At 44.3% G+C, this 14,462-nt stretch carries 4 protein-coding genes and 24 tRNA genes; 27 read left to right on the top strand and 1 reads right to left on the bottom strand.

Translation table 11 applies throughout. The annotated features are described in order from the left end of the window. The first annotated feature begins 10 nt into the window (after nucleotides 1–10). The 3 genes from ACIFOD_RS11490 (at nucleotide 11) to ACIFOD_RS11480 (ending at nucleotide 9,078) form a co-directional block, all read left to right on the top strand. The gene (locus ACIFOD_RS11490) at nucleotides 11–2,125 is read left to right on the top strand and encodes an SA1320 family protein (RefSeq protein ID WP_430314715.1); all 2,115 of its coding nucleotides are present in this window, start codon (nucleotides 11–13) and stop codon (nucleotides 2,123–2,125) included. A gap of 663 nt (nucleotides 2,126–2,788) precedes the next feature. Beyond that, the gene (locus tag ACIFOD_RS11485; RefSeq protein ID WP_430314714.1) at nucleotides 2,789–8,377 is read left to right on the top strand and encodes a pullulanase; all 5,589 of its coding nucleotides are present in this window, start codon (nucleotides 2,789–2,791) and stop codon (nucleotides 8,375–8,377) included. 398 nt (nucleotides 8,378–8,775) lie between these two features. Further along, complete coding sequence (locus ACIFOD_RS11480) at nucleotides 8,776–9,078, top strand: DUF5658 family protein (RefSeq protein ID WP_430314712.1); 303 nt, start codon at nucleotides 8,776–8,778, stop codon at nucleotides 9,076–9,078. Between the two features lie 79 nt (nucleotides 9,079–9,157). On the opposite strand, the gene ACIFOD_RS11475 is transcribed toward ACIFOD_RS11480, so the two are convergent. After that, nucleotides 9,158–11,386: a hypothetical protein gene (locus ACIFOD_RS11475; RefSeq protein WP_430314710.1), complete on the bottom strand. Its 2,229-nt coding sequence runs from the start codon at nucleotides 11,384–11,386 to the stop codon at nucleotides 9,158–9,160. 376 nt (nucleotides 11,387–11,762) lie between these two features. Between ACIFOD_RS11475 and ACIFOD_RS11470 the strand changes: the two genes are divergently transcribed. The 24 genes from ACIFOD_RS11470 (at nucleotide 11,763) to ACIFOD_RS11355 (ending at nucleotide 14,235) form a co-directional block, all read left to right on the top strand. Then, nucleotides 11,763–11,837, top strand: a tRNA-Glu gene (locus ACIFOD_RS11470). Between the two features lie 4 nt (nucleotides 11,838–11,841). Next, nucleotides 11,842–11,917, top strand: a tRNA-Val gene (locus ACIFOD_RS11465). A 25-nt stretch (nucleotides 11,918–11,942) separates the two neighbouring features. Further along, nucleotides 11,943–12,018, top strand: a tRNA-Thr gene (locus tag ACIFOD_RS11460). Nucleotides 12,019–12,040: 22 nt separating this feature from the next. After that, nucleotides 12,041–12,116: transfer RNA gene (locus ACIFOD_RS11455), tRNA-Lys, on the top strand. Nucleotides 12,117–12,169: 53 nt separating this feature from the next. Then, a tRNA-Leu gene (locus ACIFOD_RS11450) sits at nucleotides 12,170–12,254 on the top strand. Between the two features lie 9 nt (nucleotides 12,255–12,263). Continuing rightward, nucleotides 12,264–12,338: transfer RNA gene (locus ACIFOD_RS11445), tRNA-Gly, on the top strand. Nucleotides 12,339–12,343: 5 nt separating this feature from the next. Beyond that, a tRNA-Leu gene (locus ACIFOD_RS11440) sits at nucleotides 12,344–12,432 on the top strand. A 26-nt stretch (nucleotides 12,433–12,458) separates the two neighbouring features. Next, a tRNA-Arg gene (locus ACIFOD_RS11435) sits at nucleotides 12,459–12,535 on the top strand. A 5-nt stretch (nucleotides 12,536–12,540) separates the two neighbouring features. Then, nucleotides 12,541–12,617 (top strand) — tRNA-Pro (locus tag ACIFOD_RS11430). An 8-nt stretch (nucleotides 12,618–12,625) separates the two neighbouring features. Further along, nucleotides 12,626–12,701, top strand: a tRNA-Ala gene (locus tag ACIFOD_RS11425). A 76-nt stretch (nucleotides 12,702–12,777) separates the two neighbouring features. Further along, nucleotides 12,778–12,851: transfer RNA gene (locus ACIFOD_RS11420), tRNA-Met, on the top strand. A gap of 28 nt (nucleotides 12,852–12,879) precedes the next feature. Beyond that, nucleotides 12,880–12,953 (top strand) — tRNA-Ile (locus tag ACIFOD_RS11415). Between the two features lie 8 nt (nucleotides 12,954–12,961). Next, nucleotides 12,962–13,054, top strand: a tRNA-Ser gene (locus ACIFOD_RS11410). A gap of 36 nt (nucleotides 13,055–13,090) precedes the next feature. Next, a tRNA-Met gene (locus ACIFOD_RS11405) sits at nucleotides 13,091–13,164 on the top strand. A gap of 135 nt (nucleotides 13,165–13,299) precedes the next feature. Continuing rightward, nucleotides 13,300–13,376, top strand: a tRNA-Asp gene (locus ACIFOD_RS11400). A gap of 61 nt (nucleotides 13,377–13,437) precedes the next feature. Next, a tRNA-Phe gene (locus ACIFOD_RS11395) sits at nucleotides 13,438–13,513 on the top strand. Between the two features lie 36 nt (nucleotides 13,514–13,549). After that, a tRNA-Tyr gene (locus ACIFOD_RS11390) sits at nucleotides 13,550–13,633 on the top strand. 25 nt (nucleotides 13,634–13,658) lie between these two features. Then, a tRNA-Trp gene (locus tag ACIFOD_RS11385) sits at nucleotides 13,659–13,732 on the top strand. A 17-nt stretch (nucleotides 13,733–13,749) separates the two neighbouring features. Next, nucleotides 13,750–13,822, top strand: a tRNA-His gene (locus ACIFOD_RS11380). 8 nt (nucleotides 13,823–13,830) lie between these two features. After that, nucleotides 13,831–13,905: transfer RNA gene (locus ACIFOD_RS11375), tRNA-Gln, on the top strand. A gap of 2 nt (nucleotides 13,906–13,907) precedes the next feature. Then, a tRNA-Cys gene (locus ACIFOD_RS11370) sits at nucleotides 13,908–13,981 on the top strand. Nucleotides 13,982–13,990: 9 nt separating this feature from the next. Continuing rightward, nucleotides 13,991–14,064, top strand: a tRNA-Gly gene (locus ACIFOD_RS11365). 10 nt (nucleotides 14,065–14,074) lie between these two features. Then, nucleotides 14,075–14,151, top strand: a tRNA-Ile gene (locus ACIFOD_RS11360). A 9-nt stretch (nucleotides 14,152–14,160) separates the two neighbouring features. Then, nucleotides 14,161–14,235, top strand: a tRNA-Asn gene (locus ACIFOD_RS11355). Nucleotides 14,236–14,462: the final 227 nt, after the last annotated feature.

Raw genomic sequence — 14,462 nt, 5'->3', positions numbered from 1 at the left:
GAATAAAAAAATGGGAAGAAACTTAAAGGAAATGGATGTTAATAATAATATAAATGTTGCAACAAACGATAGGAACTTAGTAGAGTTAGCAGGGTTACATGCCTATAAATATCCTAGACTTGATAGTACTGTTGAAGTCAATGGTATAGAGTACTTAGTAATGGATACAAATTATAATACTCCAACTGGATTAGACGCGTTTACTGTCCGAAATGAATCAACAAAAGAAATAACCATAGTATATGTTGGTACAGACGCAGCTGCTGAGAATGGAAAGCAAGACTTATTAACCGATGTTCAACTGTTAAGCGACCTAACATTGCCTCAACTTGAAGCTTCCGCTGAATATTTAAATAGAATACAAAAAGAGTATATGAATGAGGGGGGAGTTAGCTCCGTTACCGGAAACTCCCTAGGGGGTCCTCTTGCAAACTACGCTGTAAGAAATCGACCTGATATAAAATCCGTTACTCTAAATCCAGCATTATTTCCAAAGGGTGTAATCGATCCAAACAAAAGCTACGACAACATCACCAACTACTTCACCAACTATGACGTCTTAACCGGAACTCTTATCGCCCTGAATCTCGATTCCCGTATCCCTGGAAAGAGATACGATATTTCGACAGGTATACCGATGATCGGCGAGAAGTTCAGTATCCTGACAAACAATCATACGGGGTATACCGACGGTGGGAAATACGTAATTGGTCTAGATGGGGAACCTGGTTACGGTGAAATCCATGTTGAGGCTGATGCCCACATCATGACAAGCATCTGGACGGGGGAACCTCTCTATGGAGGTCATTCAGACAGGATCGAAATCAATCGCGAGAATCTGAACCTGTTGGCTGAGGCCCTGTCAGGTGATGTCACCACAAGGTTGGGATACGCCCAGGACTACCTGTCCAATTCGCAGGAAATCGCCCAGCATGAAGGAGACCGATACTCAGAACGGTTGAGCCGACTGCAGATGATCTTTGAGGATTCTTTCGAAAACTTGATTGGTAATCCTTTATTCATCGGCATCACGACGACTGGACACCGTTTGACCTCGGAAATCGACCACCTTATTTCTCTTTTGAATATGGCTGAAAACGCCAGTAAATCTCTCAATGGTGTGTTGAATTCCCCACCTGTCGAACTCGTGGAGCATTTATTCAACCGAAGCATCAGTGTCGAAAGCATTTTCGGTCAGGCCCGGAATCAGCTGCTTGAATTCAAACAGGAGATTAACAGTCTGACAGGATTCCTGCAGAACATCCTTCATAAAGAAATCCCGGAGCTATTTAGCGGGGGAAAGGAAACCCTGGAGGATCTCCTTGTGAACGAGATGCTGGCACACTATGAGATTATAAAAGCCAATAGTGTGAAAATGAATAGTCACATAGCAGAATTTCAGAGTCAGGTTGGGGACCTTGCAAAAAACTTTGGAGAACGTGATTCTTCTTTAAGTGCAAGCATTTCGGGAGAGGCTTCGGTTCAACATGAAGTAGTGATGCCGAAGAAAAACGATTACGTGCTGGAAACGTCCAATCACATGCTCATTGGCATGAAGGTGAAAGAGATTTATTTAGATGGATCCTTTGAAGCTTTCAAAGGAGTTTCACACCGTTTTCTATTACCGCTTTTAGGCGGATTGTCGGGTATTGCTTTTACGATTGAAAACACATTGGAGGTCATTTCCGCCCAAATCAAGGGTGCCATGAATATTGCCCTGAGTGGGACGGTTCCTGGAAAGATCATCAGCATCTTCTCGGACTTCGATGACAAAATCCGCTCGTACGTTTCTTCCGCACTGGAGCCGATTGATGAGCTGGCTGCGACCATAGAAGGGCTCCGGGACGGATTAACCAGATTGACGATCGGATTCCCCGCGTTACTTGACAGCTTCAGACCCTATATCGACTCAGCGATTTTTGATAAAACGAGTTACTCCAATATCCATATTTACAATGTGTCGGCCATGGCCATTCATGAAGAAATGGAAATGCTCTTTGACGACATCGTCCACCAGCTCAGTCAACATAAAGGAAATTCAATTCAAGCATTGTGTGAAATCTCACAACGAGTGAAAGACAACATGATCCAACTGCGTCAACAAGTGGATCGTGTGACATTGTAGGGACAGGTCATCCGCTTGTTCCTATTTTTTTGGCTCTTTGGCAATCGGTAGATGAGGAACGTCGACTTGAATGATCACTGCTTCCCGGCGCCCCTGGGCAAAGAAAATTCGTCACGGAGGATCAATTATTCGCAAAGAGGATCAATAAATCAAAATCAAGATTAATAATCTTAAAACAGGATTGATAACCTCATATCCGGATTGAATATAGCACAATCCGGATTGATTTCTCTGCGAGAGGGTTCCGTATCAGGATTAAAAGCCAAACCGGCCCCCACCACTCCGTTCAGCTTCCCACTCCAGCTAAAAAAAGACAATCTTAAGTCATTTTCCGTTCATAAGCATACAAAATATAGCCGTTGGATCTTCAATCGAGCAAAGTCTCACCCCAAAAGAATCTGCCTGCAGTGAAATCTACTACTATAAAGTAGCCGCTATGTTTACGATAATAATAGGAATAAAATCCCCCTTTTGTCATATAGCCACTCCTATGAATGTGTTGTAAAATAAAATAGACAGATAATTGCAAGCGTTTGCACTAGTTCGAAATAACTATACCAAGAATAACCTCACATTTTTTTACCTGTTTGTGCAAACGTTTCCACAACCATCAAGAGCACTTCTATTATTCTATTAATCCAATTTAAGAGGGGGAAAACATGAATGGGAAATAGGACTAAGCGTCGATTCTCAATTTTAATGACTTTAATGATGCTGCTAAGTCTGTGGTCACCATTTGCACCGGCAGCTTCTGCAGTGGCGGATGGAAATGCCACAGTTGAATCAGCAGAGTCTAGTGATCGCACGGTGCGCTTCACGTATATCCGTGAAGATCAAACGTATGGTGATTGGAATATATGGGCCTGGAATACAGGAGTAAAGGATGATCAAATCAACTTTGACTCCTATGAAAACGGAGTGGCGGTAGCAAACATTGCCGTTGCATCTGAAACAGAGCAATTCGGATTTGTTCTTCGCAGTACCGAGGATTGGAATACGGCGGAGAAGGAGTTTGGCGATCGTTTTATTAAAGTGAACCAAAACGACACCATCACCAAGTCATACATAACAAGCGGTGTCGAGGAAATCCGCATTGTACCCGATGGATCGGCTCCAGTGATCGATCAGGGTAATGCGACGTTCTATTATCGTGATAAAGAATTGTTCGCAAACGATGCGATGGATACGATTGAAAAAGTAGAGTTGAAGTACAACGGGGAAACAAAGGAAATGACGTATGAACCGGAGAATGAGAGATTCGTACTTGCCTACGACAACATTCCAAACGGGAAAAACGCTTACTCCTTTTTAATCACGAAGGACGGTGTGACGACAGAAGTTAGTGACCCTTACAATACAGTGGACGGCGAGTCGTTTCTTGATTTCCAAAAAGCGGATCTGACGGTTACGGGTTCAGTGTCACCAACTGCCGTGGACTATAATGAAAACGCTGTCTTAACGGTGGCTGTCGATGGACTGACAGAGGATGTGAAAATCCAAAAAATCACGGCGGATGCTTCTTCATTAGGCGGATCAGAGAAACTTGAAATCGATCCTTCATTAAAGGAAGTGACATTAGCCGTCGATGATGACGTAACGGCAGGAACGAAATCGATTCCTCTGACCCTAGTGGATTCTTACGGGAACTATTATGAGGGAACGACTGAAATCGAAGTAAAAGCAAGACAGTCTGTCGGCGATTCGGATCTCGATTGGGATGAATCCATCATTTATTTCATGCTGACAGACAGGTTCTTCAATGGGGATACGTCCAATGATGATCCTTACAATCTGAATTATGATCAAAGCAAAAGAGGAACGTACCAGGGTGGAGATTTCAAAGGGATCACGGAGAAACTTGATTACCTTGATAATCTTGGTGTGAATACGATCTGGATCAGTCCGGTCGTTGAAAATATCAAGTATGATGTCCGTTCCGTTGAAACAAACGGGGAATCGGATCAGCCTTATTTTGGTTACCACGGCTACTGGGCGAGTAACTTCGGTGAGCTGAATCCTCACTTTGGGTCCATGGAAGAATTCCATACGCTAATCGATGAAGCACATGACCGCGGGATTAAAATCATGGTCGATGTGGTGTTGAATCATACAGGGTATGGATTGAAAGAAATCAATGGAGAACTTGCTGAGGATAAGCGTCCTGCAGGTTATCCGACGGATGCAGAAAGAGACCAGTACAGCGACATCGTTCGTCAAGGTGCTGATGTCGGTGCGGATGAAGTGGTCGGTGAATTAGCAGGACTTCCAGACGTCATCACGGAAAATCCAGAAGTTCGCCAGCAAATCATCGATTGGCAAACGGATTGGATCGAGAAAGCGACAACGGCAAAAGGGAATACGATCGACTATTTCCGTGTCGATACTGTAAAGCACGTGGAAGATACGACATGGATGGCATTTAAAAACGCCATAACGGAAAAAATGCCTCAGCACAAAATGATTGGTGAAGCATGGGGAGCGAGTTCTGATAACCAATTTGGATATCTTGATACTGGAATGATGGACTCCCTTCTGGACTTCGGTTTCAAAGGTATCGCTCATGAATTCGTAAGCGGCAACCTGAAATCAGCCAATGATAAACTGACGGCACGAAACGGAAAAATCGATAACACAGCAACACTTGGACAATTTTTAGGAAGTCATGACGAAGACGGATTCTTGTATTCGTTAGGCGGAGATGAAGGCAAACTGAAAGTGGCCGCTTCACTTCAGGCAACGTCGAAGGGACAGCCGGTCATTTATTACGGTGAAGAACTCGGGCAAAGCGGAGCGAACAATTATCCTGAATATGATAACCGTTATGATTTTGCCTGGGATGATGTAGAAAATAATGACGTGTTGGAGCACTATTCGAAGATTTTAAACTTTAGAGGGGCACATTCCGATGTGTTCGCTAAAGGGGAGAGAATAACTGTAGGCGGTTCAAATAGCGATAAATTCCTCGTTTTCTCCCGTGACTATAAAGAGGATTCCGTATACGTTGGTTTGAACGTGGGGGACGAAGCGAAAGAGATTACGTTGATAGTGGATTCACCTGAAGCAGTCGTGACGGATGTTTATTCCGGGCAAGCATACAATGCTGACGGAGGAAATGAAATTACGTTGACCCTTCCTTCTAAAGCAGCCGGCGGTACCGCGTTGTTGACCGTTGAAGGTGGAAGGATTACAAGTGCTGAAGAAGGATCAGGTTCAGGGGGAGAAGGTCCTGAAGTAGAACCTGTTCCGGAAAACAATATCCGTATCCACTACAACCGTACCGATGGAAACTACGAAAACTACGGTGCATGGCTATGGAACGATGTGGCTTCACCATCGGCTAACTGGCCGACAGGTGCTACCATGTTTGAAAAGACCGACAGCTATGGAGCGTACATTGATGTTCCCCTGGCTGAAGGCGCAAAGAATATTGGCTTCCTTGTAATGGATATTACCAAAGGGGATGCCGGTAAAGATGGTGGAGATAAAGGATTTACGATCCCTTCACCAGAGGTAAACGAGATATGGATCCAACAAGGATCGGATAAGGTGTATACGTATGAGCCGGTTGATTTGCCGGAGAACACGGTGCGTATTCATTATGAGCGTGAAGATAGGAATTATGAGAACTTCGGTTTATGGACGTGGGGAGACGTGAAGAATGCCCCTGCCACGTGGCCGACAGATGCCATTGATTTTACAAAAGAGGACCGCTATGGTGCGTATGTAGATGTTGAACTTAATGAAGGTGCCAAAAACCTTGGCTTCCTAGTAGTGAATGAAGCTACGGGAGAGAAAGATGGGGGAGACAAGTCTTTCAACTTACTGGATAAGTATGATCATCTGTGGGTGAAGCAAGGTGAAGACAATGTCTATATTTCCCCACATGGCGACGTGGCTACAGGGCTGATTTCTTCTGAGGTCCTTTCAGACGATACGATCCGTCTGAATTTCACGATGACAGATGGTTTGACAGAAGAAGCGTTATTGTCCGGTTTAGCCATCAAAGACAGCGCTGGATCCGATGTGACAGTGGAAAGTGCTGAAATCACCGGAGACAAAACAGTGGAAGTGAAAGCTGATTTTGACCTGGAAAAACTGCCGCTATCCATCACCTACTCGGGCAGAACGGTTTCAGCAGCGGCAGGCTGGAGATTGCTTGATAATAAGTATGCTTACGATGGTGATGACCTTGGTGCCACCTATGAAAAAGGAAACGCAACCTTAAAACTATGGGCGCCGAAAGCTAGCAAAGTCATCGCGAACTTTTTTGATAAAAAAGATGCCGCGAAACCAATTGGCAGTGTGGAACTGACCTTTGGTGAACAAGGTGTCTGGTCAACGGAAGTAAAAGCAAAAGACTTAAAGGTGAAAGACCTGAAAGGCTACTACTATCAATATGAAGTAACCAATGACGGCGTAACGAAAAAAGTCTTGGATCCTTACGCTAAATCAATGGCTGCTTTTACCGTTAATACAGAAGGTGAAGCAGGACCTGATGGCGATAACGTCGGGAAGGCAGCAATCGTTGATTTAAAAGGAACCGATCCTAAGAAATTCAGCCATGCTTCCATTGATAAGTATGAAAAACGTGAAGATGCGGTCATTTACGAGGTTCACGTCCGTGACTTTACGTCTGATCCTTCGATTGAAAAAGATTTGAAGAAAGAAAGATGGGGTACTTATGATGCCTTCATCAAAAAGCTTGATTACATTAAGTCAATGGGTGTGACCCATGTTCAACTGCTTCCGATCATGGCCTGGTACTACGGCGATGAAACGAATATGGGCGAACGTGAGCTTGAGTATTCAGCGGGAGGGAATGAATACAACTGGGGCTATGATCCTCACAGCTATTTCTCCCCGGATGGTGCGTATTCACAGGATGCCGCTGATCCGCAATTGCGAATCGAAGAAACGAAACGATTGATCGATGCGATTCATGATAAGGGTATGGGTGTCGTCCTCGACGTGGTCTACACGCATATGGCGAAAACAAGCACACTGAACGACATCGTTCCTAACTACTATGCATTCCAGGACGACAAAGGAAACTTCCTTGGAGGTTTCGGAAACAACCTGGCAACCAACCATACCATGGCTGAAAAGCTGATGGTCGACTCAGTGAAATACTGGTTCGATGAATACAAGATCGATGGCATGCGATTCGATATGATGGGCGACGCAACCTACCCATCCATCCAAAAAGCCTATGACGCAGCGGCTGAAATCAACCCGGATGCACTGTTCATCGGTGAAGGCTGGAGAACATTCGCGGGACACTTATCTGATCCTTCATTAGAAGGAATGGGTGCCGACCAGGATTGGATGGACAAAACCGACGACGTAGGAGTCTTCTCAGACGAAATCCGTAACGAACTGAAGTCAGGATTCGGTTCAGAAGGAGAGCCACGATTCCTGACAGGCGGCGCACGCGACATCAACACGATTTTTAACAACATTAAAGGGCAGCCGGGCAACACGGCAGACGACGACCCGGGTGATATGGTCCAATACATCGCAGCACATGACAATCTGCCGTTATACGATGTCATTGCTCAATCGATCAAAAAGGACCCGGCCATTCCGGAAAACAACCTGGAGATTCATAAGCGTATCCGCCTTGGAAACTCCATGATCCTGACATCGCAGGGAACGGCCTTTATCCATGCAGGACAGGAATACGGAAGAACCAAGCAATGGCTAGGGGAAGGCGTACCGGAACAGAAATATCATGAACTGGAAGACGAAGCGGGCAACCCATTCGGCTACTTCATCCACGACTCATATGATTCATCCGACGCCATCAACAAGTTCGACTGGGAAAAAGCAACGAATAAAAAGAAATATGAAATCAATACAACGACGAGAGAATATACAGAAGGTTTGATTAAGCTTAGAAGATCAACGAATGCTTTCCGTTTAGGTGAGCAGGAGCTGGTTGACCAGAATGTATCTTTATTGGATATTCCTGAAATGACTGATACAGACTTGATGCTTGCTTATAAGAATGTATCCACTGATGGTACGGGAGAGTACTATGTATTCGTCAATGCCGATAGCGAAGAGCGTACCCTATCGGTGGGTGACTATGACTTCTCTAAAGGCAAGGTTGTAGTAGACAACGATGAGGCGGGAACAAAGCCGGTTTCCAAGAAGTCCGGATTTACATTGACGAAAGATACTTTGACTTTGGATCCTTTGACTACTGTTGTGATTAAGGTGGATGAGAAGGGGAAGAAAAAGAAGCAATAGACTTGACCACTGAGGATCTATAGCAACATACAAAACCACAAAACCTCAACCCTGGTAAAAAGGGTTGAGGTTTTATTTGGTATTAGACTATTGATAGATTGAGGAAGTATCAAGTAGATTTCGTTTTTTAAACAAACGTTTGATTAACGGCTAAATCCTTATGAGGACAGGCAATAATTCGAGTAAATAAACGTTTGTTTAAGATTTTGAAGGTTTCAAGCAATGAGTGTTTTTTTCTGTTGAGGATGGTTCTGACACGGTGATTTCCATACCTTGGACATTTTAGTTCTTAATAATGAATTTATTTACTATGCGATAGGAAATATATTGTATTATAATAGGTTTGTGTGTTCTTAAAAAAGAACGATTATTCCTTTATGAATAGGAGAATCCATTCCATGAGGCTACTACTCCTTTACATCGCAATTCTAAACCTCTTAGATGCAGCTCTGACTATGTATGGCTTACATTTCGATTACATAACAGAAGCCAATCCTCTTATGAATCATCTCTACCTTACCAGTCCATGGTTATTTCTGCTATTGAAAGGTGGACTTTCTCTAATCTTATTTCTTCTTCTATGCCGTATGAATTCGGATAAGAGGTCTTCTGGCATTTTACTCAGTGTTTCAGCCATTGCAGCCGTCTCCTATAGCTTCACCTGTTTGATGCACAGTTATTGGCTATTGGAGATTTTTTGAATAGGGAAATGGATTCCTTACTACCTCTTCCAACTTTATTAGAAAGGGGAATTCGGACAAGGGGGATGTCCCCTCGTCCCTAAACAATGAGCCGTGAAAACGGACCTGCCTTCCCGTCCCTTAACCATCCGATATTATTCTTAATTTCAATAAGAGAAGACTCGCTGATATTTAGATAGCGTATGTTTTCCTTCCATACATAGTCAGATGGAACGCCGCTTTCCTGTTCCTCCCGAAATAGATCAAATTGATGATTACAGTAGCGGTAGATCGTCCGATTGGTCCTTTTTCTGGCATTCAAGGCGATGATGAATTTCATGACGGCTCCCCATATCCCTGTATAGCTCATATTCTTGATCGGGCTGCTCGTAAACTGATGTATCTTCAATCTCCGGCCATTGCGAAAGGTAATGTCGGATTGTACGGACGAAGCCGAATGAACATCACCGGATAAGATGATGCAATCGCTTGGGTCCCAGGCGGCTATCTGATGAAGGAAGTCACTGAAGCCTTTCCCGTTGTATTTCCAGGCTTCTAAGTCGAAATTGCTTTGCACAGGTAAACCAAACGTCCTGAGGGGGAGCATGTAGTCATGGAGAAAGTTCTCGATCAATCCGATTCCATAAAGAGGAGAGGGGGATACCATGATCAGGGATTCTCCTTTCTTCCATCCTGACGCTGCCAGTTTAGTCGAAATCCGGTTCCACCCCTCTCGATGAAGAAGGTTTGGACTATATCGTTCCTCGTTTATCCTTGTACCAACCTTCACGGGGTTTGGTTTATTTACATAACCCCGCTGGGTTCTGGTATCAAGAAAAACAGCTATCGGGGTAGTGGGTGCGGTATAATGCCAAGAATCATAGTTCCATAGGGAATGTATCCAGTTGGAGTGGGGGAGAGATCCAGGTTGTAGCGAATCAAAATAGGTTTGCATGGTTTGACCGAAATGGGTAAACGTATCAGGCTCATTCCCCCAACTTTGAAAAAGCCAATAGGATGCCAAACCGTTACTAATGACATGTCTCCCCAATGGAGCGTTCCAAACACCCCTTTTCCAATCCTGTGTCAGATTCCAATCATCGGTTATATCATGGTCGTCAAACATCATATAGGTCGGTGTATTGGCTAATACTCTTCTGACAGAGTATAAGCTTTCTTCCAGTTTAGCCAGTTCTTTCATCTGCTTTTGATAGCGTGCTTGAAGCTGTCGATATTCGAACTTATGCTCCTTGGTTTCTGGATCTTTAAAGACAAAATAGAATTCATTCTTATCCATTGCTTCTTGAAAGGTTTCGAACATTCCTTCCTTGTGTGCAAGTTCCCATAATGAGGGATTCCACGACAAAATATACATGGCTGCATAATCACTCAAGCTGAACAGATGATTGGCAGCTTTTCTGGACGTGAATTTGCAAAAGTGTTCCGTAATATATTGCCTGCCATTGATCTGCTTAATTCCCTGCTTAAAAGGATCTTCTTTTAAGCGTGGTTCAATGGAACCAAGGTCTTCTTCTTGTCCCACCAGTTCTTTACCGAACCTTGTGATGATCTTAAATAGGGGATCTGCTACATCATCGGCATATATTTGATCTCCCATTAAAAATAGAGAGGATGGTCTATCGGCATTATTGAAGGTTGACGCAATGGTTTTATCCGCTTGAACCAATACATCTGTTCCAACACCGTGCAGCTTTCGACAGGATCCGTATAGAATATTCGATGTATTTCCTTCGTTCATATAAAAGGTTGGGTATGCGAGATTTTCGTAGACAATCGAGTGTGGATGAGTGGGGGAAAGTAAGTCAAAGCTGCCGAGGTCCAGTGTTTCCACACTATTTTCAAACAATAAATTGTATCCCAGTAATTTATCAGTAGGAAAGGATCCGGCATGTGGAGATACGTTCATTATACTTATATATAAGTTCTTTCCTGCTTGTACCGTTTTCGTCTCAGTCTCACAGGTTATTCTTTTATAGTCATAAAGATGAGAATGGTCCCCTTGTTTAATCTTGAATAACTCTGCTTTAATATCATACGGCTTGCTCAATGCAATCCATATAGAAGCTTTTGCAGGCTCCACCCGACGAATAATCGGCCCGCACAGTATCGTTGCAAGCTCCATGAATCCATCACCCCATTTATAATCTATTACCATCGTATTCAACTCCCAAAGAGATGGTGTAAACAAGCTTAAACCTGAAAGTCCGTCCCTCATCACTTTAAAGCGATGAGGGACGGACCTTTTTTGAAAATCTACAATTTCATTTATTGAGAGAGGTGGACAAATTTCAACAACACTATTCTTCATCGTCCCTCTTAATTCCAATGAGTTAAGCTGATTAGATATTAAAACGCTCTATATCTATGTTGGTGAAAGAAGGCAAAGCCTATCATTAACTGAAATGATGGAAGGAGATTAGTGGGTGTTGATCAATTTCACTAAAGAGGGGAGGGATCATGAAAAGTTTTCACGATGAATGAGAAATCAACAGTGAAATTGAAGAGATTCTTAAATTCACTATTGATATAAACTTTAAATATGTGGTATATTCTTTTTCGGCTTACAAAAATGTTAAGCTGAGTATGGTAAAAAAAGTTTTCGTTTTTTGTTAACTAGAAGTTGACTTCTGCGAAATTAACTGATATAGTTATACATGTCCTTAAGCGGGACGCTTTGACAAGATGGCCCATTGGTCAAGCGGTTAAGACACCGCCCTTTCACGGCGGTAACACGGGTTCGAATCCCGTATGGGTCACCAATATGGAGGATTAGCTCAGCTGGGAGAGCATCTGCCTTACAAGCAGAGGGTCGGCGGTTCGATCCCGTCATCCTCCACCATTATTTGTTAGTGGGTAATTAATATGCCGGTGTAGCTCAACTGGTAGAGCAACTGACTTGTAATCAGTAGGTTGGGGGTTCAAGTCCTCTTGCCGGCACCATTTGATTCCTTACTGTATAGATGAGCCATTAGCTCAGTTGGTAGAGCATCTGACTTTTAATCAGAGGGTCGAAGGTTCGAATCCTTCATGGCTCACCATAGATTTTTGCATAAGCAAAATATTTTATCGTTTTGCGACAGCGAAACACCATGCGGGTGTGGCGGAATTGGCAGACGCACCAGACTTAGGATCTGGCGCCGCGAGGCGTGGGGGTTCAAGTCCCTTCACCCGCACCATAATATTTCGCGGAAGTAGTTCAGTGGTAGAACACCACCTTGCCAAGGTGGGGGTCGCGGGTTCGAATCCCGTCTTCCGCTCCAAACTAGCCGGGGTGGCGGAACTGGCAGACGCACAGGACTTAAAATCCTGCGGTAGGTGACTACCGTACCGGTTCGATTCCGGTCCTCGGCACCATTGTTTCTTATAAAATGAATTGTTTAGCGCCCGTAGCTCAATTGGATAGAGCGTTTGACTACGGATCAAAAGGTTAGGGGTTCGACTCCTCTCGGGCGCGCCATATATCGGGAAGTAGCTCAGCTTGGTAGAGCACTTGGTTTGGGACCAAGGGGTCGCAGGTTCGAATCCTGTCTTCCCGACCACTTCTTTTGGGGCCTTAGCTCAGCTGGGAGAGCGCCTGCTTTGCACGCAGGAGGTCAGCGGTTCGATCCCGCTAGGCTCCACCAAAGATTTTTGCGTAAGCAAATAAACTTCATTGAATCTTACTTAATCAAGATTCAGATTGAATAGTAAACGTTTCGTGGCGGTGTAGCTCAGCTGGCTAGAGCGTACGGTTCATACCCGTGAGGTCGGGGGTTCGATCCCCTCCGCCGCTATTACTAAATACATGACGCACGATTATAAGGACCCTTAGCTCAGTTGGTTAGAGCAGACGGCTCATAACCGTCCGGTCGTAGGTTCGAGTCCTACAGGGTCCATTATACACGGAGGAATACCCAAGTTCGGCTGAAGGGATCGGTCTTGAAAACCGACAGGGGTGTAACAGCCCGCGGGGGTTCGAATCCCCCTTCCTCCTCCATAATTCCTTTCGTGGGAAATTTCATACTTATATCGTCGCGGGGTGGAGCAGTTCGGTAGCTCGTCGGGCTCATAACCCGAAGGTCGCAGGTTCAAATCCTGTCCCCGCAATACCATTTTGACTTAGGATAGGATATCCCTTGAAGAGTCACGCATGGATAGTTATTTTGACTGTCGTCAAGGTAATGAAACCTATTTTGCTTGCGCAAATAATGAAAGTTATTTTGACTATCGTCAAAAAACTCTGGTCCGGTAGTTCAGTTGGTTAGAATGCCTGCCTGTCACGCAGGAGGTCGCGGGTTCGAGTCCCGTCCGGACCGCCATTTTCAATTACTTAGTAATAGGGAAGTTGATCATTTGAAAATTTAATCTTCTTTATAATATGGCTCAGTAGCTCAGTTGGTAGAGCAATGGACTGAAAATCCATGTGTCGGCGGTTCGATTCCGTCCTGAGCCACCATTTATACTTAAGAATCTTTAAGTATTTATTTTATTTGGAGGGGTAGCGAAGTGGCTAAACGCGGCGGACTGTAAATCCGCTCCTTCGGGTTCGGCAGTTCGAATCTGCCCCCCTCCACCATTTTTAACAAAACTCTCTATTATATAGGGGCATAGTTTAACGGTAGAACGAAGGTCTCCAAAACCTTTGGTGTGGGTTCGATTCCTACTGCCCCTGCCAAAGATATGTTAAGCATGGCGATTGTGGCGAAGTGGTTAACGCACCTGATTGTGGTTCAGGCATTCGTGGGTTCGATTCCCATCAGTCGCCCTTTATATTGGGCTATAGCCAAGCGGTAAGGCATCGCACTTTGACTGCGACATGCGTTGGTTCGAATCCAGCTAGCCCAGCCAACGGCGGCATAGCCAAGTGGTAAGGCAGAGGTCTGCAAAACCTTTATCACCGGTTCAAATCCGGTTGCCGCCTCCAATTCTTCATGCGGGTGTAGTTTAGTGGTAAAACCTCAGCCTTCCAAGCTGATGATGAGGGTTCGATTCCCTTCACCCGCTCCAATTTTTTAATGGGCCTATAGCTCAGCTGGTTAGAGCGCACGCCTGATAAGCGTGAGGTCGGTGGTTCGAGTCCACTTAGGCCCACCATTTCATTATTCCGCAGTAGCTCAGTGGTAGAGCTATCGGCTGTTAACCGATCGGTCGCAAGTTCGAATCTTGCCTGCGGAGCCATTTTCTTCATTATAGAAGGTGGAGTGGTTCTCAATATTTTTTTGATGAAGTTTTAAAAAGAAGTTGACTTCTGCGAAGTTAACTGGTAAAGTATTATTTGTTGCCACAAACGGCTAACAAAACACGATGAACTTGATCATAACAATTTCAAAAAAGTTATTGACATCAAATGATTGATCGTGTAACATAGTAAGGGTCGCTTCGAGAGAAGCACTTACACATTGAAC

It is taken from the genome of Rossellomorea sp. NRS-1567, from assembly GCF_050467885.1.
Classification (GTDB): domain Bacteria; phylum Bacillota; class Bacilli; order Bacillales; family Bacillaceae_B; genus Rossellomorea; species Rossellomorea aquimaris_C.
Note: the sequence above shows the minus strand (reverse complement) of the source record. Positions and strands in the feature narration are given on the sequence as shown.